Below are 26,827 nucleotides of genomic sequence, written 5' to 3'. Positions count from 1 at the left end.
TCTTCAAAAGAATGGTTAAAATCGAACTCACTTTAAATTAATTGTAATTGGTTTGTTAAAATAAAGGAATTACTTTAATGCATTATTATTTTTAACTAACTCTAGGAGTTTATTATTTACAATAGTTGCATTACCATGAAATTCTTTTAATATAAGAGTAAACATGTCTTCAGGTAAAGCAGCTGTGAGTTTGAGGGGTTGACAAGTTTCAGGATGAATAAAATCTAAGCTATAGGCATGCAACTGTTGTTTGTCAAGGGTATAACGTTGGTTAATTGATTGAATACCATAAAGCGGATCCCCTAAAATAGGAGTTCCTAAGTGCTTCATATGCACCCTAAGTTGATGCGTTCGTCCTGTTTCTGGGGATAACAATACTAGACTTAGCTGTCCGTTAAATGCAAGTACTTGGCAATGAGTAATGGCTTCCTTTCCTTCAGCAACAACAGCCATTTCCTTGCGCTTGTTGTGATGTCGACCTAGATGTGTGTGCACTGTAGTGTCGACAGCTTTTCCTATACATAGGGCTAGATAATTTTTTTTTAAACGTTTAATAGTAAAAAGTTCTCCATACATTTTTTTGGCCTGACGTGTTTTTGCTGTAATGATAAGCCCAGAGGTATCCTTATCTAATCGGTGCACAATCCCTGGACGCCAGGGTTCGTCGGGGAACTCTTCTTTTAACTTCTCTCCCATGTAATGGAGTAAAGCATGAACAAGAGTTCCTTCAGAATGGCCAGGTGCAGGATGAACCACCATGCTTCTAGGTTTATTGACCACTAAAATTGAGGAATCTTCATAAATTTTATTTAAGGTAATCGCTTCAGGAATCAGTTCTAGAGGCTTTTCTTTCTCTTGAATTTCTATGGTGATTGTATCTCCAAGAAAAAGGCGTGTTGCTACCTTAGTGTGCACTTTGCCATTGACTTGGACAAGCTTACCTAAAATATGCTGTTGATAGAAAGCTCGAGAGTATTGAGGATATACCAAAGCAAGGTATTTATCCAAACGCTCATGAGTTCCAACGTCACTCACAGTGAAAGAAAGTTTTGGATTTACCATTATATACGAACAAAGAAACTTTTTTATTATTTTAATAATGAATAGGTTAAGGATCTAGTAAAATTATTAAAAGCCTGTTATTATGAATAAGCCGTGATAGAAATTGAGTGCTTTTTAATTTTTAATAGAAAGAACGTAAGTGCTAGAGATAAATAAACTCTAAAAGTAAACAAGAACCTAAGATAACTTTCCAAGGAAATCTCAGATTATTCTCTAGGGCTTATATGTGCCCAGCTCCTCTAGTGTTAATTTTTGAAATTGGCTACAGGCTAAAAGCTGGAGAACAGAGATGTGGGGACATAAAAACGTATGTATCAACAAACTCGATACATGGGCGATTACTTTTTCCCACTCCTCAACACGAAGGGGGAAAGGGGGGAGCTGCTTGGCTAAATATGGAACATGATGATAGTCTATGAGAGAAAGATACAGGGTGGAATTTAAAAAAGGTCCCCAGCGCTTAGGAAATTGCAACAGACGTTTTTGTGTAAGAATATCTAAGGGCAGAGCTAGAAAATATGTAAAAGACACCGCTACTCTTTATAAATAGAACGCATTTTTTTAGAAGCTTTTTGAGCGCGGTCCATATCTTTATGCATAGTACCGAATGCAGAAATTAAGATAGATTGAATGAAGTTGTCATACATCTCTTGACCTTTTTCTGTTCCCATTTTTTGAATTAATGCTTGGCGTAACTGATCTAAAGTTTTCACAGGACCCTCAAAAGTAGTGCTTGAAGGAGAAAGATACTCAGGAGTTGTTTCTGTTTCAGGGATTGCTTTAGTCTCTACTTTCTTAACATTAATCTGTTGTGATTCCATAATTTCAATCTAAATTTTGTATAAAATCCATAAAGTTTATTTTAACATAAAAAGAAAATATCTTTCTATTTTTCATCGAATGGCTAGAAAAATCCAATGATTTAAAAAGTCTTAGTTTTAATGTGAGCATGCTTTTATTCCCGCATAAGCTGCTTTTGTACTAAAACTTGCAATTTGTGTTTTTCTTACACCTAAAGTGCTATAACGCTCTAAGAGGTTTTTTAAGTATTTAATTGTTACTTGTTTCATTTTGTTTAGATCTTTTTGTATAACTGCTTGTTTTTTTTCTATTGTTTTGAGTTCTTTAGTGTAGGCTTCTTCGTTAAAGCAGAGGATTTTCTTAATGGTTAAAGAAGCAAGCTGCGTTGTATCCTGTTTTGTTAGGGGACTAGAAAAGTAGGTTAACCAAGGATCAAGAACGGATAAGACTGCCTCGTGCACATCTTTGGAAGAGGCAATGCTATTTTGTGCTGATAAGGAGTCTCTTACTTGATCGTAGAGTTTATGTTTAATGAAAATATACTCTAAGATTTTATAATGATGCTCTAAGGAAAGCTGCTCATAGAGTAATTGCAGCTCTTTTTGAAGGTATTTTTGTAAACTTTCTGTGTGAAGTTTAAGAATCTCGGATATGGAACTTTCTATAGGTTGATTATTGTAAATTGCCGTGGGTTTGGAATGAAGGACAACTTCGCACTCCGTATGCTCAAATAAGGGAGGTAAAATTTCTGAAGCGTAGGTTCCTTTAGGCAGCTTAATTTCAATATAAGGTGCATGTGTGGAAAAATCTTGGATAGAATCGATTTTAAGTATGCCGCGTTTCGCAGCATTTTCTATAGAGCGAATGAGTGTTTCTGTAGTGGATAAAGGACAGATTTCTTTAATGATCAAAGTTTTATCATCGACTATATCTATAGAAACGCGGATGGTAACAGAGCCTAAACCATCTTGGTAGTTGCGCGCATCCATAATACCTCCTGAAGGAAAGTCTGGAAGTACGGTAACGTGACGGTTATTCAAAATGGCAATTTGTGCTTTGAGAAGTTCTGTAAAATTGTGGGGGAAAATCTTCGTTGTCATGCCTACAGCAATGCCATCCACACCATGGAGTAAAAGTAAGGGAAGTTTTGCCGGAAACACAACGGGTTCCTTTTCCCTACTGTCATAGGAATTTTGAAAAGACATTAATTGTGTATTAAACAAGGTTTCTCTTGCTAAAGGACTGAGGCGCGCTTCGATATAACGTGCAGCTGCATGAGGATCTCCTGTGATGGGATTTCCGAAGTTGCCCTGCGTATCGATAAGATAACCTTTATTTGCTAAGACGACAAGAGCTTCTGTAATGGGAGCATCCCCATGGGGATGGAAAGCCATCGTCCTTCCTGCAATATTGGCAACTTTGTGCATTTTTCCATTGTCCATAAGAAACAATGTCCAGAGCAAACGACGTTGCACTGGTTTTAAGCCATCAAGAATATGAGGAATAGCTCTTTCTAAAATTACATAGGAAGCATAGTGCATAAAATGCAATTTGAAGAGATCTGAAATATCACACATAATTTATAGGTCGATAATTAGATTATTCATAATGAACTGTTTTCTTTCTTTTGTGTTTTTCCCCATGTAAAATTGTAATATCGAAGGGACGCCTTCTATCGAGGTTACAATTACAGGAGTCAAGCGTATCTTAGGGCCGATAAAAGCTTGGAATTCTTTAGGAGAGATTTCCCCCAATCCTTTGAATCTTGTGATTTCTAAAGAAGCTTCTTTTTTACCAAAACTTTCTACAGCTTGGGATTTTTCTTGTTCAGAATAACAATAAACGGTTCTATCCTTATTGCGCACTTTAAATAAAGGTGTTTCTAAAATAAAGAGATGACGGTTTTCTACAAGTGGTAAAAAGGTTTTTAGAAAAAAAGTAATTAAAAGATTACGGATGTGCATTCCATCTACATCAGCATCGGTAGCAAGAATAACTTTATTGTAACGTAAGCGTTCTGTACTATTTTTTGTAACGCCAAGAGCTGTTGCGAGATAAAATAATTCATCATTCTTATACATTTTCTCTTCTTCTAATGAAAACACGTTCATAGGTTTCCCACGTAGAGAAAAAACTGCTTGCGTAAGAGGGTCCCTAGAAGCAAGAATAGACGCAGATGCAGATTCGCCTTCAGTAAGAAAAATTGAAGAAGCTTCACCATAAAGAGAACGCTCATTATAATGAAACTTACAATCCCGTAGTTTTGGAATTTTATAATGAACTTTCTTTTGCTTGTCTTTGAGATCTTGTTTTAGGAATTGTGTGTTTTTACGTGCTTTTTGGTTGAGTTTAATTTTTTCTAAAAGGCAATTTGCCGTCGTGCGGTTTTTTCCTAAAAACATAAGAATCGCTTGCTTGATATCTTTCACTAAAGGAGTGCGGATTTGCGTATTCCCTAATTTATTTTTCGTTTGGGATTCAAAAATAGGAGAGGCTAATTTTATTGCTATACAACCTACAAGTCCTTCTCGAATATCGTTAGTAACAAAAGTCTTTCCAAAAAATTCATTTATCCCCTTGGCAATTGCCTCTTTAAATGCTGTGAGATGTGTGCCACCATCCACAGTTTCTTGACCATTGACAAAAGAAAAATAACGTTCACCATGACTTTCTACATGTGTGAAGAGAAAAGAGAAGTCTTCATGTTGAAAGAAAATAGGAGAGTAGAGGGTCTCTTCAGAGATTTCTTCTTTGAATAAATCTTTAAGGCCTTCGTGAGAAATAAAGACTTCATCATTGAAAACAATTTCTAGATTTGGATGCAAATACGTATATTGCCGAATTTTTTTTCTTAAAAATTCAGGCTCAAAAACAAAATCAGAAAAAATTTTCGCGTCTGGTATAAAAGTAATTGTCGTTCCATCGCGATCTTTTGTGGCTCCTTGCAAGGATTGTTGCAATACACCACAGCAAAAAGTAGCAAAATGATATTTTTTTTTGCGTACAGAGCGTACAGAAAATATCGCAGAAAGTGCATTGACTGCTTTAAGACCAACACCATTCAATCCAACTGAAAAATGAAAAACATCTTGAGTATATTTTGCTCCAGTGTTGATTCTAGAAACACAATCAAGGAGTTTCCCTAAAGGAATCCCGCGTCCTTGATCTTGAATCGTAATGTGTTGTTTCTCTAAAGATATTTTTATAGTGCTCCCATGTCCCATAATAAATTCGTCAATGCTGTTATCTATAACTTCTTTAAAAAGAGTATAAATTCCATCTTCGGGTTGGGAACCATCACCGAGTCTACCAATATACATTCCTGCTCTTAAACGAATATGTTCCAAAGATGCTAAGGAGAGAACACTTGCTTCTGTGTATGCCGCCATAGTGAAATAGTTTTTGTTAAAAACTTGTCGTTATTTTGAAATAAGTCTCTTCCTCTGTAGAAAGAGAACAGTTTAAGGTTGAGATTGGTTATGTCTTTAAACAAGGGGGTAATATAACCTAAAGTCTTGCAGCTTAGAAATACAAGATCTATCGGATTACTTTTAAGTAGAAAACGGATACTACTACATTTTCTTTTCCTAATCAAGAAAGGAGTCGTCCCTGATTTCTCGCCTAGGTCTAGGCAATACCTCTAACTTACATTTAGTTTATAGTAGCTAACCTTATGACAATCGATAATTTGATGGTGTCTAATTTTCTGTTCGTCTATACAGCTAGCTTACTTTCATTGAATTTTCTATAAGTTTTCTTGACCCTATTGAGGAAAAACTACCGAATTGTGCTTATGGTGTTAGGAGTTGTTGGAATCAGCTATCGTGAAGCCACTTTAAAAAAACGAGAACGTATTATTGAGTATATACGAGCTTTTGATAAGGATAGATTTTTGACACAGCGGCTTTTAGGACGAGGAGGAACATTTATTTCTCTTATTACTTGTCATCGTGTGGAAATATATTACTACTCAAAAACTCCAGAAATCACTCAGCTCATACTAGCATCTTCATTTGCTTCTAGAGACGTTCAACCTTATTGCTATAGAGATATCTTCTGTTTCAATCATTTATTTCATGTTACCAGTGGTATAGAGAGTTTGATTCTTGGCGAAACAGAAATTCAAGGGCAGGTAAAGCGCGCCTATCTTAAGGCTTCAGCGCAACGTCAGTTGCCTTTTGATCTTCATTTTCTATTTCAAAAGGCTCTTAAAGAAGGGAAAAATTTTCGCTCACAAACCCCAATTCCCCTTCCAGGAATTTCTATTGAATCTGTAGTTCAGGAAACTCTGCATCTACATGATAAATCGGTAAAATCTAATCTTTTGTTTATAGGGTATTCGGATATTAATAGAAGAGTTGCGAAGAGTTTATATAGGGAAGGCTATCGAAATATCACCTTTTGTTCACGCCAAAAATTAGCGATTCCTTATCCTGTTTTACCTCGACACACTCTCTCATTTCATTATCCTTATGATATTATTTTTTTTGGTTCTTCAGAATCTCAAAAACATTTCAATGAACTTTCTTTAGACAATTTAATCAGTATTCCAGAGCGTATAGTCTTTGATTTTAATGTTCCCCGGACTTTTTCTTGGAAAGAACAACCACGAGGTTTCGTCTGCTTGGATATGGATTTCATAAGTGAATGTCTACAAAGAAGAATACAGTCTCATGCGCAAGATACAAATAAGGTAAAACTTTCTTTAACTTTTGCTGCTGAAAAACAGTGGGAAGTTTATCAAAAAAAGAGCTCATATCTATTTCAGAACCAGGTTCAAGCTGCTCACATCAATTCTGCCTTAAGCTGCTGATGCTTTAATGCCTAATTCATATCTCTTGACATATACAACTCTCGAAAATACTCTAAACTTTCATTGTAAGTTAAGATTGTTTTCGCGGTAATTTGGAGATTTGCTTGTTCTAGACTGCTGATAGATTGTGGTTGATAAATCCCGTGATAAAATCGGCTTGATTTTTCTTTGATCTTTTGTTCTTTATAGTGAAAAAGATGAACAGAAAAAGCTCTTAGCATTGTTCATACAAACAAAGAAATCGTTTTTATTTTTAAAGTTCGTATTGGCATAACTCGATTTAAAGGCTAAAAAAGCAAATTCTAGAAGTGAGGGTGTCTTAGTTTTCCTCAGAGAACGACAACCATTGCTGCATGGGAAAACACAAGTATGTTGGAAAAGTTAATAAAAAATTTTGCCACGTATATGGGTATAACGTCAACTCTCGAGTTTGATGCTGATGGAGCCTATGTGCTGCCTATAAGTGAAGTAATTAAGATCCGGGTGCAGCAAAATGCGGATAATGACATTGTTTTGGAGGCTTCTTTAGGAATCTTGCCTCCTTCTGCCGATACAACAAAAGTATACTTACGAATGATGGTGGGAAATTTATTCGGAAAAGAAACAGGAGGCAGTGCTTTAGGATTGAATCCGGAAGGTTTCATTGTCATGGTGCGTAAATTTTCAGGAGAAATCACATATGATGATTTTGTACGTCATATGGAGAGTTTCATGAATTTTTCAGAAACTTGGTTAGAAGATCTTGAATTAAGTAAGGCGCAATAAGAGCAATGGCACAATAGGGTGGAGTAAAACATGGCAGTACGATTAGTTATTGATAAAGGCCCTTTGTCTGGTGTGATTTTTATCCTCGAAGATGGGGACAGTTGGTCTATAGGACGTGATCCTCAAACGAATGACATTCCTCTTGAAGATCCTGCATTAGCGTCTACACAAGCAGTCATCAGTAAAACAGACTCTGGGTACTTTATCACGAATCTGGATGATGCCGCTCCGATTTCTATAAATGGCATAACGATTAAGGAAACTACACAATTACAACACCAAGATGTTCTTATTTTAGGAAGTAATTACTATTCTTTTTTGTTAGATGAATTTGATGCTGAAGATATTGTGTATGATTTTACTTTCCCCGAACAAAATTTTTCTAATGTTGACGCTATTTCTGACGATAATAAAAAGCAAGGAATGACAAAACAAGAGACTCGGGGACACTCAAAAGAGAATTCTCAAAAAAATACTCCGTCTAATCAAAACAACCCGTCTTCAATTACAGATAAAGATCAACAACTTGCGGATACTTTCCTTACATCTGCAAAAGCAAATAAAGAACAACCTGGCAAGAAGATCGATATTGAAAGTATGACAACACCTCCACCCCCGCCAGCAAAAAACAATAAAAAAAAAGTCCTACAAAAAGAACTAGAAAACCAAACAACTCAAAACGCCCCAAGAGAAGACGATAAAGCTTCTCCTAAGAACCTTCCTTCAAAAACGGCTTCTCAAGACTCTTCTAAGAATAAGAGTCCTCTCCCGCCTAATGTAAACGAGAAACCTGAGGAAGCTTTACAACCCCGCTCTATAGATAAGCCACAAGTAGAAGCTGATCACAAAGAAAATCCTAAAGGTAAAGAAGAAGACCCTACTGCTGAAGAGAAAGTTATCAATGACACCAAGGCTAAAGAAAACGAACACGTTGACAACACGGATGAGTCCGTTGGGGATCAAGACGTAAAAACTGAGGACGAAGAGGAAGGGAATAAAAAAGATTCTGATCCAGATAAGTCTGATCCAGATAAGAAAGATACAGAACAAAAGGAAGAAACTAAAGATACAGTGCTAATTCCATTTAGTGTGCACGATCTCTTTCGATTTGATCAGGAGATTTTCCCTGCAGAAATAGAAAATCATGCAGATAAAAGCCTTTCTATAGACCTTTCCCAACCCTCGCGGTTTTTGCTTAAAGTGTTGGCAGGAGCAAATATTGGAGCTGAGTTTCACTTGGATACGGGGAAATCTTATATTTTAGGTACCGATCCTGAAACTTGTGATATTGTGTTTAATGACTTAAGTGTATCGCATCAGCATGCAAAAATTACTGTTGGAAATGATGGGAGTGTGAACATCGAAGATCTCAGCAGTAAAAACCGTGTGATCGTTGAGGGAAGAAAAATTGAGCATATAGCAACACTAAGTCCTAACCAAGTTGTTGCTCTGGGAACAACATTATTTTTACTTATAGATCATCAAGCTCCTGCGGATACAATAACTGCATCGTTTTCTCCAGAAGATTACGGCTTATTTGGCCGGCATCAAAATGCTGAAGACCTTGCAGAACGAGCCGCTCAGGAAGAAGAAGAAAAACAAAAACGTGCGACTCTTCCTACAGGTGCCTTTATTCTAACAGTATTTATTGGTGGACTAGCAATTCTTTTTGGAATAGCAACGGCTTCTCTTTTCCATACAAAAGAAGTTGTCCCTCTTGAAAATATTGATTATCAAGAAGATTTAACTGGTATCGTGAATCAGTTCCCTACGGTGCGTTATACATTCAATAAGACGAACAATCAACTCTTCTTAATAGGTCATGTGAAAAATAGCACAGATAAAAGTGAGTTGCTATATAAAATTGACGCTCTTTCTTTTGTGAAATCCGTGGAAGAGAATGTTATAGATGATGAAGCTGTTTGGCAGGAAATGAACATTCTTTTGTCGAAACGACCTGAGTTTAAAGGAATCAGTATGCATTCTCCAGAACCAGGAAAGTTTGTCATTACAGGATATGTAAAGACTGAAGAACAAGCTGCTTGTCTTGTAGATTATTTAAACCTGCATTTTAATTATCTTTCATTGCTAGAGAACAAAGTTGTTATTGAAACACAAATGTTAAAAGCAATCGCTGGCCATCTTCTTCAGGCAGGGTTTGCGAATATTCATGTAGCTTTTGTGAATGGCGAAGTGATCCTCACCGGATATGTGAATAATGATGCTGCAGAAAGATTCCGTGCTGTTGTTCAAGAATTATCCAATATTCCTGGAGTACGGCTTGTAAAGAATTTTGCTGTTTTACTTCCAGCTGAAGAGGGTGTCATAGATTTAAATTTGCGCTATCCCAATCGCTATCGTGTTACAGGATACTCAAAATATCGCGATATCAGTATCAATGTAGTTGTTAATGGAAGAATCTTAACGCGAGGAGATGTCATTGATGGTATGACGGTAACAAGTATTCAACCCAATGCGATTTTTTTAGAGAAGGAAGGGTTGAAATATAAAATAGAGTACAATAAATAATCAAACATTGGAGCTTATTAATTCTTTATATTTAGGTAGATATTCTATGTTCAATATGGAAAACACAACAGCAAAAGAAGAAAAAGATTCTCAATCGCTGTTGGATTTAGAAAAAAACATGCACGATCTGAGCAAGGCTCAAGAAATCAAAATGAATGTACAAGAAAAAGTACAAAAATTGAATTCAGCTCTTCGAGAAGGTTCTGATAAAGACGCTTTTGAACAACAGCAAGCATTATTAGCAGGATACCTGGCTCTACAGAAAGTTCTCGGGCGGATCAACCGCAAAATGATATAAAGCACAGGAGAAGGGGGAGAAGTTTATGACTACTAGTAATAGTTGCTCGGCATTTAATTTTAATAAAATGCTTGAAGGCGTGTGTAAATATGTTCAGGGTGTCCAGCAATACTTAACAGAATTAGAGACATCAACACAAGGTACGGTTGACTTAGGAACTATGTTCAATTTGCAATTTCGTATGCAAATTTTGTCACAGTATATGGAGTCGGTCTCTAACGTTTTGACAGCTGTAAATACGGAGATGATCACAATGGCTCGAGCTGTTAAAGGAAGTTAATAACATAAGAGAAGGATTATGGCAGATTTGGAATTATTCGAAGCAGATTTTGCTTTATTGTTTGAAGGGGGGCTTCTAGCCATTAAACAAGGTGATGAAACTAGTGCAAAAAAACTTTTTCAGTCCTTAAAGATTTTACATCCTAACCACTACGGGTATGATCTGGGATTGGCTTTAATTTCTTTGCATAAAATGGAACTCTTCGAAGCCGAAAGACAACTCAAAGCGTTAGCAGAAAAAGAACAAAACAACTGGAGTATTCAGGCGTTTTTATCTTTGACTCATATGTTAATTGTCTTACACCAAGGAAGTTCTTTTGAAATTCGTCGAAACAGTTTAGAAACTTGTTTGCAACTTGCAGATCAAGTATTAGTAAATTGTCAGATAGAATCTACAAGAACTTTAGCTCAATCTGTCTTAGATTGGCATGATACTTTAGTCGCTAAGAGTGCAGGTCCTTTGGGATAGCCTTCCTCAGCACTAGGTGATAAATATATAACGTGGTTTTTTGCTGTATGATAGATTCTATACAATTGTTTCCGAATTTCGATGAGGATACCAAGGTTCAGTCTGTAAAAGAGAATTCAGGAACTCCGTTAGCTAATGAATTGAAAAAAGATGTTTCTGTATTTTCTTTGGGAGAACTCTCAAAATCTGCAGAAAACTCTATTGACGATCTTCTTCCTAATCCTATGGCGATGATGCAGGATAGTAATTCGGAATTGATAGATCCTGAATTACAGGAAGCTTTAAACTCTGAAGAACTTAAAGAGCAGATTCATAATCTTAAGGGACATCTTGGAGGATTTCGTTCTACTCTTGAAGATTCTAAGACTTCAGCAGCATTGGAAGAGGAACATTTCCAAGCTGTAGGAGTCATCATAGATTTAATCAATAATGATTTGGACACAATTGCTGAGCATACCCAGCAACACATGAAGAAACAAGATCAAGAACAAGAATCTGTAACACGCAAAGTTATTGATTGGATATCTTCAGGTGAGGAAGTATTGAATCGTGCCCTACTTTATTTCTCTGATAAAAACGGTGAGCGTGAAAATTTGGCAAACTTCTTAAAAGTCCAATATGCTGTACAACGGGCAACTCAAAGAGCAGAACTCTTTGCCAGTATTGTCGGGACTTCCGTAAGTAGTATAAAAACTATTATGACAACGCAATTGGGTTAACATGGATGAGTTAACAACGGATTTCGACACTCTCATGTCACAACTCAGTGATGTGAATCTTACAACTGTAGTCGGTCGTATTACTGAAGTTGTCGGTATGTTAATCAAAGCGGTAGTTCCCCATGTCCGTGTTGGAGAAGTGTGCTTGGTGAAGCGCAATGGTATGGAGCCCTTGGTCACGGAAGTTGTTGGTTTTACCCAACACTTCGCTTTTCTTTCTCCTTTAGGAGAACTTACAGGTGTAAGTCCCTCTTCAGAAGTGATTCCTACAGGTGTGCCCTTGCATATTCGTGCGGGTGATGGTTTACTTGGGCGTGTACTGAATGGCCTAGGTGAACCTATGGATTTAGAAATGAAGGGCCCTCTAGTTAATGTAGATCGCACGTATCCTATTTTCCAAGCCCCTCCTGATCCTCTTCATCGAGCAAAATTAAGGACAATTTTATCTACAGGTGTTCGTTGTATAGACGGTATGCTTACAGTGGCACGGGGACAGCGTGTGGGTATCTTTGCTGGCGCAGGTGTGGGGAAATCTTCTCTTCTTGGCATGATTGCAAGAAATGCTGAAGAAGCCGATGTGAATGTGATTGCTCTTATAGGTGAACGGGGACGCGAAGTTCGTGAGTTTATCGAGGGAGACCTGGGGGAAGAAGGCATGAAACGCTCTGTCATTGTCGTGTCTACGTCGGATCAGTCATCACAACTACGTTTAAACGCTGCATATGTAGGGACTGCAATTGCGGAGTATTTCCGTGATCAGGGAAAAACTGTTGTGTTAATGATGGATTCAGTTACGCGATTTGCTCGAGCTTTAAGAGAAGTTGGCTTGGCTGCTGGAGAGCCTCCCGCGCGTGCAGGCTACACGCCTTCTGTATTTTCTACATTACCACGGTTACTTGAAAGATCTGGAGCTTCAGATAAAGGGACGATCACGGCATTTTATACTATCCTCGTTGCTGGAGACGATATGAATGAGCCTGTTGCTGATGAAGTTAAGTCTATTCTTGATGGCCATATCGTGCTCTCTAATGCCTTAGCACAGGCATATCATTACCCAGCGATTGATGTTCTAGCTTCCATAAGCCGATTGTTAACTGCTATTGTTCCCGAAGAACAACGGCGTATTATAGGGAAAGCTCGTGAGGTCTTGGCTAAGTATAAAGCTAATGAAATGCTTATACGTATTGGGGAATATCGACGAGGCTCAGATCGTGAAGTCGACTTTGCCATCGATCATATCGATAAGCTGAACAGGTTTTTAAAACAAGATATCCATGAAAAGACGAATTATGAGGAAGCAGCACAGCAATTGCGAGCCATTTTCCGCTAATCAAGGGTAGAATACTGTGGCAAAATACCCACTTGAACCTGTTCTCGCTATTAAGAAAGATCGTGTAAATAGAGCAGAAAAAGTTGTTAAGGAGAAACGGCGTCTTTTAGAATTAGAACAAGAGAAACTACAAGAAAAAGAAGCAACACGCGATAAGGTTAAAAATCATTATATGCAAAAAATTCAACAACTTCGTGAACTCTTAGATGAAGGGACCACAAGCGATGCTGTTTTGCAGATTAAGGCCTATATAAAAGTTGTTGCTATACAACTCGCGGAAGAAGAAGAAAAAGTCAATAAACAAAAAGAAGTCGTTTTGGCCGCTGCTAAAGAGCTTGAAAAAGCCGAAGCGAACCTAGCTAAACGGAGAAAAGAAGAAGAAAAGACACGCTTGCACAAAGAAGCATGGATGAAAGAAGCTCTTAAAGAAGAAGCGCGCGCTGAAGAAAAAGAGCAAGATGAAATGGGGCAACTGCTTTATCAGCTGCATCAGAAAAAACAACGTGAATCAGGGGGACGTTAGTTTATGGAATTAAATAAAACATCAGAGTCGCTGTACAGTAGTTGTAAAACAGACAATTCCGTGCAGAATAATGCGACTGCTAGGCCAGAAGATCATCGGGATGTAAAAGTGTTTTCTTTAGAAGGGAAACAACAATCGCGTCAGGAGAGAACTTCGAATAAAACGAGTGGCCGTACAGAAACACGAGGACACGAAGATAAAGGAATAGAAGACACCTCTACTGCTTCTAAAGAGGAGAATTTAGAGGAACAGTCTGAAAAATTTTTCACCTGTGAAAATCCCACGGCTGGTATGGCTTTTGTAGATATGGCTACTCCCTTAGTTGTAGAAAATAGTATGGAAATCGCCCCCATTGCCGTAAGTAGTATAGATTTCCAGTGGGTAGAAAACCTTATTTTAACTACCGTGGAGTCTATGATTATTTCAGAGGTCAATGGTGAGCAACTCGTCGAACTCGTATTGGATAACAATGTTTTTGTTCCTGAAGTTTTCGCTGGCACGAATTTAACATTAGTGCAATCGGGTAGTGAGCTCTCAATAAAATTCTCTAATTTCATGGATGCAACACAGATGAAAGACGCTGCTGAGCTTGTTATGAACAATCCTACTCAGCTCTCTACTTTAATGAGTACTTTAAAGCAGCGCCAACTGACATTGTCAGAATTCTCTGTCGGAAGTCAAGTTGTACAATTGCCTAAACTAGAAGAGATTCAAACTCCTTTACATATGATAGCAGCAACTATGCGACATCAAGACGAAGAAAAAGATCAACAAGATCAACGTGAACAGCAAGGTGAACAGAGAGATCAGGAAACTACTCAGAAAATTAAAGAAGTTCGTTTATAAAGGAATTACCGCATGGTAGTAGCAGCCGGACCCACCGCACATTGGTTAAAATCTCGCAATGACTTGCTATATTCTTTAGGGAAGATGAAGGAGGATGTTGCTGTTCCTCCCTTCCCTGTAGAAGCTTGTGTGCGAAAGTTAAAAGAGAAATTTCGATTAGAAGATGTTGAAGTTTTTATAGACTTTCATGGAACTCTAACCACAACACAAGCCGTAAGTGAATTTGGTTTGCATTTATTAATACAACCCATGTTGGTACAGCCATGGGACCCAGGAAATTTCTTTTTCTTCACCTCAGAGGAAGACCTTCAAGAACTCATGGTTGCTGTTTTCAATGACGCTAGCTTAGCTTCCTACTTTTATGAAAAAGATAAACTGTTGGGTTTTCATTATTATTTTGTTGCTGAAGCTTGTAAGCTTCTAGAAGAACTTGAATGGGGATCCTCTTTAGCAGTAAAAGTTGCGGGAGATGTCAGATTTACAACCCAAGAACTAGAAACTTCATATCAAATTGTTGATGTCACTTGTCGACTTGACGGGCATTATGCCCGGTTTCGCTTGTTGTTGCCAGACGCTACTTTTCAAAGTTGTCAAAAATTTTTCTCCGAACTAAATCAAGAGTTTGATGTTCATAACATTAATCAAACACAACTCTTATCTATGTCTGTAGAAATAGGTTATGCTCAACTTGCACAAGAAGATTGGCATCAAGTAGTCCCTGGATCATTCATTGTGTTAGATAGCTGTCTCTATGATCCAGAAACAGAAGCTAGTGGAGCTTTTGTCACAGTACAAACACAACACTTCTTTGGAGGTCGTTTCCTAGATACGCAATTTGGAGATTTTAAAATTACTAGTTATTCTAACCTTACTCCTGAAGAGGCTCCTGTTGCTGAAGATCCTAAGGTTCCAGCGGCTCCTCTCCCGGGCTATAGTAAGCTCGTTGTTGAAATTGCTAGATACTCTCTTCCTGTTGAAGAATTCTTAAAACTTGCTCCAGGAAGTGTACTCCACTTAGGGGTCAATCCCGTACGAGGTATCGATATCATTTTAGATGGAGCTAAAGTCGGAAGGGGAGAAATCATTTCCTTAGGGGATGTTTTAGGTATTCGTGTCCTAGAGGTATAAAGGAAGCCCTGATTTATGGATTGTCAACATGGCATCCCTCTTTTCGAAACTCAAGTTATAGGTGGATATCATATTAAAAAGGTGTTAAGCAAAAAGGCCGGCAGTGCTGTATTTCAAGCTTCACATCCAAATATCTCTGATTCCGTAGCGATAAAAGTCTTCTCTCCTTGTGGCGCTGTTAATAGTCGACGCATTCAGAGCTTCCTTAAGGAAGCGCGTATTATTAGTCAAATCACCCATCCGAACATTGTCAATTTTTATCATTATGGAAAATGGGAGAACTACTTATACATTGCCATGGAGTATGTCGAAGGAATTTCCCTAAGGAATTATATCCTGTCGCAATTCATCTCACTTCCTCGTGCCTTGGAAATTATCATCGATGTTGCGTATGCTGTCGAACATCTCCATAGTAGGAATATCCTACATAAAGATATCAAACCTGAAAATATTTTAATTAAATTGTATGAGGGGATAAAACTCATAGATTTTGGATTGGCAGTTTGTAAAGATGAAACAAACTCTTGTCCTCCCGGAGTTTTAGGGACTCCGTATTATATGAGTCCTGAACAGTGGCAAGGCGAACCTAGTTCACCAGCTTCTGATATTTATGCTTTAGGTTTATTAGCTTATGAGTTGATTCTTGGGAATCTCTCTTTAGGGAAAGTACATCTCTCCTTAATTCCTGAGAGAATCGGGAAGATCCTTGCTAAAGCGTTACAACCTTTGCCAAAAGCACGTTATCCTTCGGTACAACAGTTGATTGCTGATCTGAACTATTATCGTCTTTCAGGAGAAATGCATAAGGATTTGCGTAAGAAAGATTATAATTCAACGTTATGTGAGCAATTACAGAAGCAACAAGTATGGCTTTCTCCAGAAAAATTGATGCTCCCTGATTTTGTTTCCGGGGCTCTCTATAAGCAAGGATATCCTACGTGTCCTTATGTTTATTATGATACTTTTATTACAGGAGATGTTTTAAATGTTTGGCTGAGTTATAGTCCAACAAGTAATGGAGTTTTAGCATTGTCTGTTGTGAAAACTTTGGTTTCGCAACAATTTTTTCAACAACCCTTTTTAGAAAAAATTTGTAAAATTAATGAGCAATTAATTCGACTGCAAGTGCCTCTCGATGACATGGGAATTTCTTTGTTATACCTCGCTATCCCAAAAGAAAAATATGAACTTACTTGGATAGCTTGTGGGAAAACTGTTTTCTGGCTAAAAAAACAAGGGAAGGTCTTTCGAAATTATGAGAGTTTTTCCCCAGGCTTAGGGAAAATTAATTCTTTACAAATTCGAGAAACCAAGGTTGCATGGGAAATAGGCGATGAAGCAGTATTGCATACCTTACAAACAGACGAAACTTCTACATTCTTGCAAGCTTCAACACTCGTAGAGTTGAAAGATAGAAGGCAAATGGCTATATTCTGTCCTATAGAGAGCATGTGCTGTAAAATGCAAAACAATGTAAATGAAAATCTCTCTCTCTCAACGCTCATTAGCTTAAAAAGAATCCGGTGAAAATTGTGACATTAAACATTGGAAGAAAAATCTTACAGGTCATCATTAAGAAAAAAAAGAAAATTGGTATTTTAAGTGCTTTATTTCTTTTGGACCTGGTTTTACTTGGCGTAAGCTCGCAAAAATTACCGGAGTCTTCGGAAAATCCTAAACGATCCTCTAACAATTTATCGCATAAAGATAAGGAATTCATCTCTGCATGTCCTAAAACTAGGGAACGCACTACAACATCCACGCGTAAAATTTTTAGTGGCCACGGAGACAAGGGGAGTATACCTTCGAAAATCTTCTCACGTAAAGAAACGCAAAATGTAAAAAATTCTGGTAAAGATTCCGGTTCTATATTTCCTGCGCGCCCCACACTTTTTGGCAGCGGTGAAGAAAAAAAAAGAACTATGGATATTCGTCCTGGGCAGATGTTGGGGATAAGAAAGATTCCTCGTATACCACCAAAAAAAGAAGAAGCTCAGGCAGTTCCTGAAATTTCTGATGAACAGCGTGAGAAACTCCAGCTCTGGGAAGACAAACAAAACTATGCCCGTCGTGCTGTAAATGCAATAAATTTTAACATAAAAAAACAACTCGAAAAAAATGCAGCCACTGTACATCACGAACATGAAAAACAACCCAGACAAGAAACTACAACAGAGTGCTCTTCAATACCCACGGATTCTCAAGTTTCGATAGAAACTGTTGCAACTTCTCTCGAAAAAAAGGACCAGGAAGTAAAAAAAACACCACAACAGCCTATTCAGCATATTTCTTGTGAGGATCTCAAAGATAACGGGTACACTGTCAATTTTGAAGATATTTCTGTTTTGGAGCTTTTGCAATTTGTCAGTAAAATCTCTGGTACGAATTTTGTTTTTGATAGTAATGACTTGCAGTTCAATGTCACTATTGTTTCACATGACCCTACCTCAGTAGATGATCTCTCAACGATTCTTCTACAAGTGCTAAAAATGCATGATTTAAAAGTCGTAGAGCAAGGGAATAACGTTCTTATCTATCGTAATCCTCACTTATCTAAACTCTCTACAGTGGTCACGGACGGCTCTACAAGTGAAACTTGTGAGGCGGTCGTTGTCACTCGGATATTTCGCCTTTATAGTGTGAGTCCTTCAGCAGCTGTGAGCATCATCCAACCTTTGCTTTCTCATGACGCTATAGTGAGTGCTTCAGAAGCAACTCGCCATATCATAGTTTCTGATATTGCTAGCAATGTTGAAAAAGTAGGTGAATTGCTCATAGCTTTGGATAGTCCCAGCACTTCCATGGATATGTCTGAGTATGAGGTGCAATATGCAAATCCTGTGGCTCTTGTAAGTTATTGTCAGGATGTTCTTAGAACAATGGTCGAAGACGAAGCGTTTCAAATTTTTGTTCAACCAGGAACGAACAAAATCTTTATAGTATCTTCACCGCACCTTACGCATAGGGCCATGCAACTTTTGAAGTCTTTGGACGTACCTGAAATGGCACACACCTTAGATGACGTTGCTAATCCCGGCTTTGCTTTGAATAGCTCGGGAGCTGCAAGCCCTAAAAGTCTTCGTTTTTTTATGTACAAACTGAAATATCAAAATGGCGCAGCAATAGCAGAGGCAATCCAAGATATTGGGTACAACTTATATGTAACCACAGCTATGGACGAGGATTTTATAAATACACTGAATAGTATTCAGTGGTTGGATGTTAATAATTCTATAGTTGTCATTGGTAGCCAAGCAAATGTGGATAGAGTAGTGAGCCTGCTTAATGGCTTAGACTTGCCTCCTAAACAGGTGTATATTGAAGTTCTAATTTTAGATACGAGCTTAGAAAAGTCTTGGGATTTTGGAGTTCAATGGGTAGCACTTGGAGATGAACAAAGCAAAGTTGCTTATGCTTCAGGATTGCTAAGCAACACAGGAATTACGACTCCTATTAAAAATACTGCACCTCCGAATCTTCCTAGTCCTAACTCTATTCCTTTGCCTACACCAGGTCAACTTACAGGATTTTCGGATATGTTGACTTCCTCTTCAGCATTTGGCTTAGGAATTATTGGTAATGTGATTAGCCATAAAGGGAAGTCTTTTCTAACGTTAGGTGGGTTACTGAGCGCTTTAGACCAGGATGGCGATACTGTCATTGTTTTGAATCCAAGAATTATGGCTCAGGATACGCAGCCCGCATCCTTTTTTGTTGGCCAAACCATTCCTTATCAAACGACAAGTACAGTTATCCAGGAGACTGGCTCGGTTACGCAAAATATCGAATATGAAGATATTGGAGTCAATTTAGTGGTGACCTCTACGGTTGCTCCTAATAATGTGGTGACTTTGCAAATAGAACAAACAATATCGGAACTTCAATCTCTTCAGGGGACGCTCACACCCGTAACAGATAAGACTTACGCCGCTACGCGTTTGCAAATTCCCGATGGTTGTTTTTTAGTGATGAGTGGTCATATTAGAGATAAAGTAACAAAAGTTATCTCAGGAGTCCCCCTCTTGAACTCGATACCTTTAATTCGTGGTTTATTTAGCCGTACTATAGATCAAAGGCAAAAACGTAATATCATGATGTTTATAAAGCCTAAGGTGATTAGCAGCTTTGAAGAGGGCACCCTACTCACGAATAAAGAAGGCTATAGGTATAATTGGGAAGCAGAACGAGGCTCTATGCAGATAGCCCCTCGTCATGCTCCTGAGTGTCAGCGCACTCCTGTGCTACAAGAGGAAAGTGATTTTAAAGTGCTGGAAATAGAAGCCTAATCATGGTATATAAAGAGAAAGAGTGATATTCTACGCCATGGAATAGCTTTTAACTCTGTTGCATTCAGGGGGAAAGCCAAAAAGATAAAAGTCTGCCGTATGACTTATTATTTTTTTGGCTTTTTTATTCATTATGCCCCTCTTCATTATGCAGAAAATGCCCAAATAGCTCAATTGGCAGAGCAACACATTCGTAACGTGTAGGTCGTCGGTTCGACTCCGGCTTTGGGCATACAATGCCTTTGTTAATAATCTGTGTTACTTTAAAGTATTGTGCTGACAATAAAAATGTAAGTTTCTGTAGAAGGATTTTTACTAGGAGAGTATCCTACGAGGAGTTAGAAGCCATTCGGAGATAAACTCGCAGTCCATTCTTTTAATGCAGTCGCTCGTAGTTGGATAATGGTTTCTTTTTGCAAATCCCGAGATTCTTCAGGTTGTTTTTGTAAAGCAAGATGTGCACGACGTACTTGCCAGAATAAAGGGTTCCATACGGGATGATTCTGAGTAGTCGTAATCCAACCTAAATCTATTCCTAATTGTATCCAACTGAGAGCGTCGAGAGTTTCTTTAAGTTCTAGTCGGCAAGAATGGGTGAGGAGTCCTAATGCACGCAAAATATCGTTTTGCAATTCCCTAGAATGGTTTTGGTGATAGGATTTTTTTGCCGTAGCTTCAGCAGCAGCAATCTTAGAAACCCAAATTTTTAAAACGGATAAAATCTGCTCTTCAGTAAGACCTAGGGAACAGCGGTTCGATAATACAATGACATTGCCGGCGAAACCTGAAGTTCCAGGAAGCAAACTCGAACACACTAATTCAGACTCCTCATCCAGGGTATCTGAAAGTTGCTTAGAATATAGCAGCGCAGGAATGTGTAAAAAACATTGATGCTTCAATCCTGTCCCACAGTGTTTGGGATTTGTCGTTAAAAAACCAAACTCTGAAGAAAAAGCAAATGCTAATTTCTTATGAAGGTAGTTGTCCAAGCGTACGAGTTTATCAAAAGCTTTCTCAGATTCCCCTTGAAAATCAATCATATGTAGAATTACATGGTTTTGAAAATTTATCGCTACTAAAATATCTCCAGTTTTGTTAACTACAAAAGCTTCTCCTTCAGGATTTCCTACGAGGTCATAAGGTAACAAAAAATGCTCCAGGAAAAACTCTTTTTCCCATAAGGATAGATCTTTCAGAGGAAGAATGAAAAACTCGTCAAAACCCTCTACATGATTAAAATGTGACGATATGAACGTAAGAATCTCTATTTTTTGCTCCTTAGATAGACAAGGAAGAAACTTAGATACAGAAAGATTACGCGACAAAGAAAACGTTGTTGCCGGCCACACCTTGTTTGACGGCGGAGTTTCTTTCTTGCTCACTAATGTTTGTAACAAATCATTTGGAAGATTCATCAGGATTTTGCATTTTTAAATGGTTAATCTGATCACGAATTACTGCTGCTTGCTCGTAATCCTCACGTTCTAAAGTATCTTGTAATGCCTCATTCAGAGCTATAAGCTTTAATAAGGGATTCATAGTAGCAACTCCATCAGGCGAACGACCTACATGTAAAGTCCCATGATTTTTCTCTACTATACATGATGATAATGCTTTATCTTTCTTAAGTTGAGTAATCAGTTGATTTTTGAAGTTAATATAACACTGATGACAACCCAAAAGTTGTTCAGTATCCGACTGAGCATGCCAGACAGTCTTACAATTCCCACATTCTAGAGTGAGGGAACTCCGCCCTTCTTGACACAACACAGCACTCGTATGACTATAATAATGACTGGGACAGGAACAGGTTGCACATATATAGGACCGTAACACTTTATCCTTATCCACTTCGGTATAACAGATCAGGGCGGGCTGCTGACAATGGTAACAAAGAGGGTGAGACGGAGTAGTCATAAAGAATTCCATACAACTTCATACCCTCCTATCCATAACAAAACAAGACAAAGGAGAAAAAGACTTTTTACAGAAACTAAAAGAAGATAAAGCTAATAAGAATAATTAACTGGGTCTTGAAGGATTTGAACCTGCGACCCCCTCATTAAAAGTGAGGTGCTCTAACCGCTGAGCTAAAGACCCAAACATCTTATCAGCCTTATACTTTGACCCCAAGGGGATTCGAACCCCTGTTACCGGAATGAAAATCCGATGTCCTAGGCCGGGCTAGACGATGGGGCCAAGACGATTACAATAGTACTCGTTTTCTCTCTTTAGAGCAATGTTTCCCTTTCTTGGTTTACGAAAAAAAGACACGGTCTATACCATGACTTCAACAAACCTTCTAAGTAGTCTTATAGTGAAGCAATTTCTGTTTCTTTCTGCTTCGTAAAGTCATCTATTTGCTTACAAAACTTATCTGTTAACTCTTGGACTTTTTTTTCCATGTTCTTCACAGCATCTTCGGTAAGAGTAGAATCTTTTTTTAACTTATCGTTAGCATCCCTGCGAATATTACGAATATTCACCTTAGTTTCTTCACATTTCCGACGTAACTGTTTAACCATTTCTTTGCGGTAATCTGCAGTAGGCTCGGGAATCTTAATTCGAATCACAGCGCCTTCAATTTCAGGTTGTAAGTTTAAATTGGCGGCAATGATTCCCTTAGCAATAGCTGAGGCATTATTGGTATCATAAGGCGAAATCATTAACTGACGAGCATCAGCAACAGAAATAGAAGCAATATCTAATAAACGCATTGTTGTGCCATACACATCAACAATTACAGTTTCTACTAAAGCTGAATGGGCTTTCCCTGTCCTAAAAGACTTAATTTCCTTTTGAAAGAAATCTAAGGCCACAGCCATTTTTTTTTCAGTGTCTTGAAACGTAGACATGATTCACATTCTCACTGATTAATGTTCCGATATTAGAATCAAATAAAGCTTTTTCTAAAGAGTGTTGCACAAAACTAAAAATTCGAATGGGAATCTGGGAATCCATACAAAGTGAAATTGCAGAGGCATCCATCACACCTAATTGTTGAATTAAAAAGTCTTTATAAGAAATAAAATCATATTTTACAGCATCCGGGAAAAGTCTAGGATCTTTATCATAGGCACCATCCACACGCATGGTAGCCTTAAGTAAAATATCAGCATCCAATTCACAGGCACGTAAAGCAGCTCCTGTATCTGTAGTGAGGTACGGAGATCCCGCTCCTGTGGTGCAGATTAAAATTTTCCCTTGGTCTAAAGCTTCCACAGATTTTTGGGGGGTGTAAAGATCCGCAAGTTGTGGACAAGAGAGTGTCGATGTAAGTAAACAGGGAATATCTTCAGCTTTTAATGCATCCGCTACCGCCATGCCGTTAATCAAAGTCGCCAACATTCCCATTTGATCCGCTGACACACGATTAATTTGGAGTTCTTTTTGCTCGGCGAGTCCTCTCAAGATATTCCCACCTCCAATAACAAGAGCAATTTCTACGTCATTATTACGGACAGCACGTAGCTCTGATACAAGTCGAGATAAACGCATTTCATCAATCCGAGTCCCATTATCTTTAGATAACGCTTCACCAGAAATTTTAAATAAAACTCGTATGGTTTGCTTAGACATGTCTTATTAAGCTCCTATTTTCCACAAAATAAATTTTTCCACTTCGACAAATTCTCCTAAGATTTTAGAAAAATCATCTATTAAGTTTTGAATAGAAAGAGTGGAATTCTTAATAAATGGCTGTTCTAATAAACAAGTTTCTTGGAAAAAGGCTCCTAATTTCCCTTGAATGATCTTATCAATAACTTCTTGGGATTTTCCTTGTGTTTGCGAGGAGGCCACTTCTTTTTCTTTATCAATAGCTTCTGCAGGGACACTACCTTTGCTTAAGAATTGAGGTTGTGAAGCTACTACATGCATAGCAATATCTTTGGCTAGACTTTCTCCTTTAGAAGATCCTTTGAGAATAACTAAAGATACCGTTTTCCCATTGCCGTGGGAATAGATCCCTACACTTTCATGACTAGATTTAGGAAAGTAGGCAACTCTTCTAATGCGAATATTCTCCCCAACCGTTTGCATAGTCACCGCTCTCAGCTCATCTACTGTAAGAGAAGGGTCTTTAGAAGAAGGAAGTTGAGAAAGAGCCGCCACACTGTCTGTTTTATGATCGAGGATATCATTAAGAAGAACTGTAACAAAATCTCTAAAAACGTTATTGTTGGCGACAAAGTCTGTTTCTACATTAACCTCTACTAAAGCAGAACCATGCGCATCAGATTTAGCAGCAATGAGCCCCTCTTTAGTTTCACGATGGTCTTTTTTATTTGCTGAAGCTAGACCTAACTTACGTAAATAAATAGTTGCTTTTTCAAGATTGCCTTCACAAGCTTCTAAAGCTTCCTTACATTTGGTTAACCCTACTCCGGTATGTTGTCTTAACTGTTTTAGGGTTTCTATGGAAAAGTCACCCATTAGTTCGCCTCATTATCAAATTTTTTTGCTAAAAAATTTTCTTCTCGATTTTTTTGATTCTCTTCTTCATCTTCACTCACATCTTCAATAACAAGATAGTCAGGCATTTCTAAGGATTTAATGGGAGAAACGATCTCAATACCCTGTTTATACTTTGTATTGAGAATATTTTCTTTAATGACATTAATAATTAGACGAATGCTCTTTAAAGAATCATCATTACATGGAATGACATAATCAATAGGAGTTGGATCGCAATTCGTATCGACTAAAGCTAAAACAGGAATGCCAAGCTTTTTAGCTTCTGCAACAGCAATTTTTTCGTAGGTAGGATCTACAACAATCAACAGGCCGGGAACCTTCTTCATGTAACGAATACCTTCTAGATTTTTCAACAACTTTTGATGACGCTTAGCTAGAAGAGCTGTTTCTTTTTTAGTAAGATGGACATAATTCCGTGCTAAATCTTTTTCTATCTTATCTAAAGTCTTAATAGAGTTTCTAATCGTTGTCATGTTGGTTAGCATACCACCTAACCAACGTTCGGCAATAAAAAACTCACCGGCTTCTATAGCAGCCTCTCGAATTACACATTTTGCTTGTTTTTTAGTTCCTACAAAAAGAATAGTTTTATTCTCTTCAATTATTTTGCAAATAGAAGGAAGAGCGTTGCGTAATTGTTGTAAAGTTTTTGCTAAATTAATGATGTAGAGCCCATTTTTCTCTTCAAAAATGTAGAGTTTCATTTTAGGATTCCATCTTCGTGTTTGATGACCAAAATGAGCTCCTGCGCTCATAAGATCTTTGACGGTAAGATTACAGGATTGAAATTCCAAGCTTTGTACCTCTATTTCAAATTAGAATATGCTAACAACGGCATCTTAATGCAAGATCAAGATTTCAGTCTTGGTTAGGTGGTTAAGAAAAGCGCCCGATCAGAATCGAACTGACACCGGTAGCTTGGAAGGCTACAGCTCTACCATTGAGCTACGGGCGCGTCATGAATTTAAGAGGCATGGTAATGGAATAATACTTTTAACGCAAGATTGTAATCTCTAGGCGTCTAGGGGGAATGGGATGGAAAATAAATAATTAAATTGATAAAAAAATGCCCAGAAATATTAAACTTCTGGACATAAATCAGAGTCTAGACTGATTAAACTCTGATAACTACAAGGTGAGAATACCTAAGCAAACCTTTAGAATCTAAACTGACCATTTAGGTGAGCAGCTCGTTCATTAATTAATCGTGCTTCTGCAGTAATAGACCACTTATCGGCATCAACTAAACTTGTACCTACGGTAATACCACAAGCTTTTCTAGATTTCATTTTATTGATCTGACAAGAGACAATTTGCATAAAATCTGAAAACTTATTTGTAGTATCCATAGCTGTAAGTGATCCTAACAATGAAGGGTTCCAACTGGTAAGATTGAGAACTGGTGTAGCGAGTTTTGGCTGTGCTATACGGATTGCATCCGCATCAAGAGTTACGCGTGACCATTGAACTCCAATGTAGGGCACGAGCATGTTGAGCCTATAGGACAGCGCAGCACCTACTTGCCATTCATGGTAATTGATCGTGGCAATTTTTACATCCGTAGCATTTTTAGTCCCCGCACTTGTTGGGAGTGGGAAGTTGCTGTCAGCACCTTTATAGCCTTTAGGCCTGTGCACAGAAAATTGAGCTACGTTAGTGATAACATTGAGCTCTTGAACGTGAGGGTTAGACTGCGCATATTGGAATTCAGCGCCTAAAGTGGCACAACCACATTCCCATAAAGCTCCACGAGCGCCGACACTCCATGAAAAGGTTGTGTCCAGGTACATTTCTATAATGCCATTGCCAATGCTTACGTTAGGTAATTCAGTAGCACCAACAGTAGCTCCAGAAACGCCAAACAAGCCGACCAAGTTAAAGGCTCTAGAATTTGCTTTTACATAGCCACTAGTTGCGCCTAATGTACAGAAGACATCAAAACGATCCCAGATATTTAAAGCAAGGTATCCTGCATTAGTGAACCATTCTGCATCATGGATACGTCTGTTGTACGCAGGGTTGTCCCTTTCCGTCATAGTTACAAAAGTTGTTGCAGTATTACCCGTAGGTTCTGCTCCCATACCAAAGGTTTTAGCCACATCTGCTTTTAAGATACGGTCAAAAACATAATCTCCATAAAACCCTATACGCAAGCTAATAGCATCGCACCAGGTTGCGCAAGGATCACAAGGATCGCCGGAGACGCCTTCCCACATAGTTCCATCAATTAATAAACATGGTTCTGCTGGGTTCCCTACAGGCAAGGCTTGTAAGGAGGCGGAACCAACAAATGCGGCGGATAATAACACCGACTTTAAGAGTTTTTTCATACTCACCTCTAAAGATTATGCTTAGTATCTTTTCTTTATTGTGCTCGTTATATTCTTGTCTGCGGCACCATGTCCAAGTTAAAACCAGACAAGATTTCCTGTAGGCAACTAATAGGAAGGTCTTGCTAATGAAAACAGCCTTAAACATGAACATACAGCTCATTAATCGAAAA

At 38.1% G+C, this 26,827-nt stretch carries 25 protein-coding genes and 4 tRNA genes; 14 read left to right on the top strand and 15 right to left on the bottom strand.

The window, feature by feature from the left end; all coding sequences use genetic code 11:
- Positions 1-69 precede the first annotated feature (69 nt).
- The 5 genes from Cs308_RS01640 to Cs308_RS01620 all read right to left on the bottom strand — a co-directional run bounded on the left by Cs308_RS01640 (position 70) and on the right by Cs308_RS01620 (position 5,252).
- Positions 70-1,062, bottom strand: a complete 993-nt coding sequence (locus Cs308_RS01640) for an RluA family pseudouridine synthase (protein ID WP_066481817.1) — start codon at positions 1,060-1,062, stop codon at positions 70-72.
- Positions 1,063-1,275: 213 nt separating this feature from the next.
- Positions 1,276-1,593, bottom strand: coding sequence for a hypothetical protein (locus Cs308_RS01635; protein WP_066481815.1), 318 nt, complete (start codon positions 1,591-1,593; stop codon positions 1,276-1,278).
- A gap of 2 nt (positions 1,594-1,595) precedes the next feature.
- Positions 1,596-1,883 (bottom strand): CT656 family putative T3SS effector, encoded by a 288-nt coding sequence (locus tag Cs308_RS01630; RefSeq protein WP_066481812.1) that lies wholly within the window; start codon positions 1,881-1,883, stop codon positions 1,596-1,598.
- A 117-nt stretch (positions 1,884-2,000) separates the two neighbouring features.
- Positions 2,001-3,440 (bottom strand): DNA gyrase subunit A, encoded by a 1,440-nt coding sequence (locus tag Cs308_RS01625; RefSeq protein ID WP_066481810.1) that lies wholly within the window; start codon positions 3,438-3,440, stop codon positions 2,001-2,003.
- A gap of 3 nt (positions 3,441-3,443) precedes the next feature.
- Positions 3,444-5,252, bottom strand: a complete 1,809-nt coding sequence (locus Cs308_RS01620; RefSeq protein WP_066481807.1) for a DNA topoisomerase IV subunit B — start codon at positions 5,250-5,252, stop codon at positions 3,444-3,446.
- A gap of 404 nt (positions 5,253-5,656) precedes the next feature.
- Here Cs308_RS01620 and Cs308_RS01615 point away from each other — a divergent pair, with 404 nt between their 5' ends.
- From Cs308_RS01615 to Cs308_RS01545, 14 genes are all read left to right on the top strand, one after another.
- The gene (locus Cs308_RS01615) at positions 5,657-6,676 is read left to right on the top strand and encodes a glutamyl-tRNA reductase (protein ID WP_066481805.1); all 1,020 of its coding nucleotides are present in this window, start codon (positions 5,657-5,659) and stop codon (positions 6,674-6,676) included.
- 369 nt (positions 6,677-7,045) lie between these two features.
- Positions 7,046-7,441, top strand: coding sequence for a CesT family type III secretion system chaperone (locus Cs308_RS01605; protein ID WP_066481801.1), 396 nt, complete (start codon positions 7,046-7,048; stop codon positions 7,439-7,441).
- A gap of 30 nt (positions 7,442-7,471) precedes the next feature.
- A complete protein-coding gene (gene sctD, locus Cs308_RS01600; RefSeq protein WP_066481799.1) occupies positions 7,472-9,970 on the top strand; it encodes a type III secretion system inner membrane ring subunit SctD in 2,499 nt (832 codons plus the stop codon).
- A 46-nt stretch (positions 9,971-10,016) separates the two neighbouring features.
- Complete coding sequence (locus Cs308_RS01595; RefSeq protein WP_066481796.1) at positions 10,017-10,268, top strand: DUF5398 family protein; 252 nt, start codon at positions 10,017-10,019, stop codon at positions 10,266-10,268.
- Between the two features lie 25 nt (positions 10,269-10,293).
- A complete protein-coding gene (cdsF, locus tag Cs308_RS01590; protein WP_066481794.1) occupies positions 10,294-10,548 on the top strand; it encodes a type III secretion system protein CdsF in 255 nt (84 codons plus the stop codon).
- Between the two features lie 18 nt (positions 10,549-10,566).
- Entirely contained in the window at positions 10,567-11,016 is a 450-nt protein-coding gene (locus tag Cs308_RS01585; RefSeq protein WP_066481793.1) for a CdsG family type III secretion system protein, read from the top strand.
- Between the two features lie 47 nt (positions 11,017-11,063).
- The gene (locus Cs308_RS01580) at positions 11,064-11,735 is read left to right on the top strand and encodes a CT668 family type III secretion system protein (RefSeq protein ID WP_066481792.1); all 672 of its coding nucleotides are present in this window, start codon (positions 11,064-11,066) and stop codon (positions 11,733-11,735) included.
- 1 nt (position 11,736) lies between these two features.
- Positions 11,737-13,065 (top strand): type III secretion system ATPase SctN, encoded by a 1,329-nt coding sequence (gene sctN, locus Cs308_RS01575; protein ID WP_066481790.1) that lies wholly within the window; start codon positions 11,737-11,739, stop codon positions 13,063-13,065.
- 16 nt (positions 13,066-13,081) lie between these two features.
- Complete coding sequence (locus Cs308_RS01570) at positions 13,082-13,588, top strand: type III secretion T3S chaperone (protein ID WP_066481788.1); 507 nt, start codon at positions 13,082-13,084, stop codon at positions 13,586-13,588.
- A gap of 3 nt (positions 13,589-13,591) precedes the next feature.
- A complete protein-coding gene (locus tag Cs308_RS01565) occupies positions 13,592-14,434 on the top strand; it encodes a DUF5421 family protein (protein WP_066481787.1) in 843 nt (280 codons plus the stop codon).
- A 12-nt stretch (positions 14,435-14,446) separates the two neighbouring features.
- Positions 14,447-15,562 carry a type III secretion system cytoplasmic ring protein SctQ gene (gene sctQ, locus Cs308_RS01560; protein WP_066481786.1) on the top strand — a complete coding sequence of 372 codons (1,116 nt, stop codon included), beginning with the start codon at positions 14,447-14,449 and terminating at the stop codon, positions 15,560-15,562.
- Between the two features lie 15 nt (positions 15,563-15,577).
- The gene (locus Cs308_RS01555) at positions 15,578-17,089 is read left to right on the top strand and encodes a serine/threonine protein kinase (protein WP_066481784.1); all 1,512 of its coding nucleotides are present in this window, start codon (positions 15,578-15,580) and stop codon (positions 17,087-17,089) included.
- On the top strand, positions 17,086-19,848 hold the full coding sequence (locus tag Cs308_RS01550; RefSeq protein ID WP_066481783.1) for a secretin N-terminal domain-containing protein: 2,763 nt from the start codon (positions 17,086-17,088) through the stop codon (positions 19,846-19,848). Before Cs308_RS01555 ends, Cs308_RS01550 begins: the two co-directional genes overlap by 4 nt.
- A 159-nt stretch (positions 19,849-20,007) precedes the next feature.
- A tRNA-Thr gene (locus tag Cs308_RS01545) sits at positions 20,008-20,080 on the top strand.
- Positions 20,081-20,186: 106 nt separating this feature from the next.
- On the opposite strand, the gene Cs308_RS01540 is transcribed toward Cs308_RS01545, so the two are convergent.
- From Cs308_RS01540 to Cs308_RS01495, 10 genes are all read right to left on the bottom strand, one after another.
- Positions 20,187-21,263 carry a protein arginine kinase gene (locus Cs308_RS01540; RefSeq protein ID WP_066481781.1) on the bottom strand — a complete coding sequence of 359 codons (1,077 nt, stop codon included), beginning with the start codon at positions 21,261-21,263 and terminating at the stop codon, positions 20,187-20,189.
- Entirely contained in the window at positions 21,247-21,765 is a 519-nt protein-coding gene (locus Cs308_RS01535) for a UvrB/UvrC motif-containing protein (RefSeq protein WP_066481779.1), read from the bottom strand. Before Cs308_RS01535 ends, Cs308_RS01540 begins: the two co-directional genes overlap by 17 nt.
- Positions 21,766-21,875: 110 nt before the next feature.
- Positions 21,876-21,948 (bottom strand) — tRNA-Lys (locus Cs308_RS01530).
- 24 nt (positions 21,949-21,972) lie between these two features.
- Positions 21,973-22,047 (bottom strand) — tRNA-Glu (locus Cs308_RS01525).
- Between the two features lie 113 nt (positions 22,048-22,160).
- Positions 22,161-22,703, bottom strand: coding sequence for a ribosome recycling factor (gene frr / locus Cs308_RS01520; protein WP_066481777.1), 543 nt, complete (start codon positions 22,701-22,703; stop codon positions 22,161-22,163).
- Positions 22,681-23,427 carry a UMP kinase gene (pyrH, locus tag Cs308_RS01515; protein WP_066481775.1) on the bottom strand — a complete coding sequence of 249 codons (747 nt, stop codon included), beginning with the start codon at positions 23,425-23,427 and terminating at the stop codon, positions 22,681-22,683. The genes frr and pyrH overlap by 23 nt, the downstream gene beginning before the upstream one ends.
- Positions 23,428-23,433: 6 nt before the next feature.
- Positions 23,434-24,282, bottom strand: a complete 849-nt coding sequence (tsf, locus tag Cs308_RS01510) for a translation elongation factor Ts (RefSeq protein ID WP_066481773.1) — start codon at positions 24,280-24,282, stop codon at positions 23,434-23,436.
- Entirely contained in the window at positions 24,282-25,118 is an 837-nt protein-coding gene (gene rpsB / locus Cs308_RS01505; RefSeq protein ID WP_156506725.1) for a 30S ribosomal protein S2, read from the bottom strand. Before rpsB ends, tsf begins: the two co-directional genes overlap by 1 nt.
- Before the next feature lie 90 nt (positions 25,119-25,208).
- Positions 25,209-25,279, bottom strand: a tRNA-Gly gene (locus tag Cs308_RS01500).
- 202 nt (positions 25,280-25,481) lie between these two features.
- A complete protein-coding gene (locus Cs308_RS01495) occupies positions 25,482-26,654 on the bottom strand; it encodes a porin (protein ID WP_066481769.1) in 1,173 nt (390 codons plus the stop codon).
- Between the last annotated feature and the right edge of the window lie 173 nt (positions 26,655-26,827).

The organism is Candidatus Chlamydia sanziniae (assembly GCF_001653975.1).
Classification (GTDB): domain Bacteria; phylum Chlamydiota; class Chlamydiia; order Chlamydiales; family Chlamydiaceae; genus Chlamydia; species Chlamydia sanziniae.
Note: the sequence above shows the minus strand (reverse complement) of the source record. Positions and strands in the feature narration are given on the sequence as shown.

Excerpts from the sequence above, each read along its gene's own strand:
- Cs308_RS01640 (WP_066481817.1), bottom strand. The coding sequence starts at position 1,062 with ATGGTAAATCCAAAACTTTCTTTCACTGTGAGTGACGTTGGAACTCAT.
- Cs308_RS01630 (WP_066481812.1), bottom strand. The coding sequence starts at position 1,883 with ATGGAATCACAACAGATTAATGTTAAGAAAGTAGAGACTAAAGCAATC.
- Cs308_RS01625 (WP_066481810.1), bottom strand. The coding sequence starts at position 3,440 with ATGTGTGATATTTCAGATCTCTTCAAATTGCATTTTATGCACTATGCT.
- Cs308_RS01620 (WP_066481807.1), bottom strand. The coding sequence starts at position 5,252 with ATGGCGGCATACACAGAAGCAAGTGTTCTCTCCTTAGCATCTTTGGAA.
- Cs308_RS01615 (WP_066481805.1), top strand. The coding sequence starts at position 5,657 with ATGGTGTTAGGAGTTGTTGGAATCAGCTATCGTGAAGCCACTTTAAAA.
- Cs308_RS01605 (WP_066481801.1), top strand. The coding sequence starts at position 7,046 with ATGTTGGAAAAGTTAATAAAAAATTTTGCCACGTATATGGGTATAACG.
- sctD (WP_066481799.1), top strand. The coding sequence starts at position 7,472 with ATGGCAGTACGATTAGTTATTGATAAAGGCCCTTTGTCTGGTGTGATT.
- Cs308_RS01595 (WP_066481796.1), top strand. The coding sequence starts at position 10,017 with ATGTTCAATATGGAAAACACAACAGCAAAAGAAGAAAAAGATTCTCAA.
- cdsF (WP_066481794.1), top strand. The coding sequence starts at position 10,294 with ATGACTACTAGTAATAGTTGCTCGGCATTTAATTTTAATAAAATGCTT.
- Cs308_RS01585 (WP_066481793.1), top strand. The coding sequence starts at position 10,567 with ATGGCAGATTTGGAATTATTCGAAGCAGATTTTGCTTTATTGTTTGAA.
- Cs308_RS01580 (WP_066481792.1), top strand. The coding sequence starts at position 11,064 with ATGATAGATTCTATACAATTGTTTCCGAATTTCGATGAGGATACCAAG.
- sctN (WP_066481790.1), top strand. The coding sequence starts at position 11,737 with ATGGATGAGTTAACAACGGATTTCGACACTCTCATGTCACAACTCAGT.
- Cs308_RS01565 (WP_066481787.1), top strand. The coding sequence starts at position 13,592 with ATGGAATTAAATAAAACATCAGAGTCGCTGTACAGTAGTTGTAAAACA.
- sctQ (WP_066481786.1), top strand. The coding sequence starts at position 14,447 with ATGGTAGTAGCAGCCGGACCCACCGCACATTGGTTAAAATCTCGCAAT.
- Cs308_RS01555 (WP_066481784.1), top strand. The coding sequence starts at position 15,578 with ATGGATTGTCAACATGGCATCCCTCTTTTCGAAACTCAAGTTATAGGT.
- Cs308_RS01540 (WP_066481781.1), bottom strand. The coding sequence starts at position 21,263 with ATGAATCTTCCAAATGATTTGTTACAAACATTAGTGAGCAAGAAAGAA.
- Cs308_RS01535 (WP_066481779.1), bottom strand. The coding sequence starts at position 21,765 with ATGACTACTCCGTCTCACCCTCTTTGTTACCATTGTCAGCAGCCCGCC.
- frr (WP_066481777.1), bottom strand. The coding sequence starts at position 22,703 with ATGTCTACGTTTCAAGACACTGAAAAAAAAATGGCTGTGGCCTTAGAT.
- pyrH (WP_066481775.1), bottom strand. The coding sequence starts at position 23,427 with ATGTCTAAGCAAACCATACGAGTTTTATTTAAAATTTCTGGTGAAGCG.
- tsf (WP_066481773.1), bottom strand. The coding sequence starts at position 24,282 with ATGGGTGACTTTTCCATAGAAACCCTAAAACAGTTAAGACAACATACC.
- Cs308_RS01495 (WP_066481769.1), bottom strand. The coding sequence starts at position 26,654 with ATGAAAAAACTCTTAAAGTCGGTGTTATTATCCGCCGCATTTGTTGGT.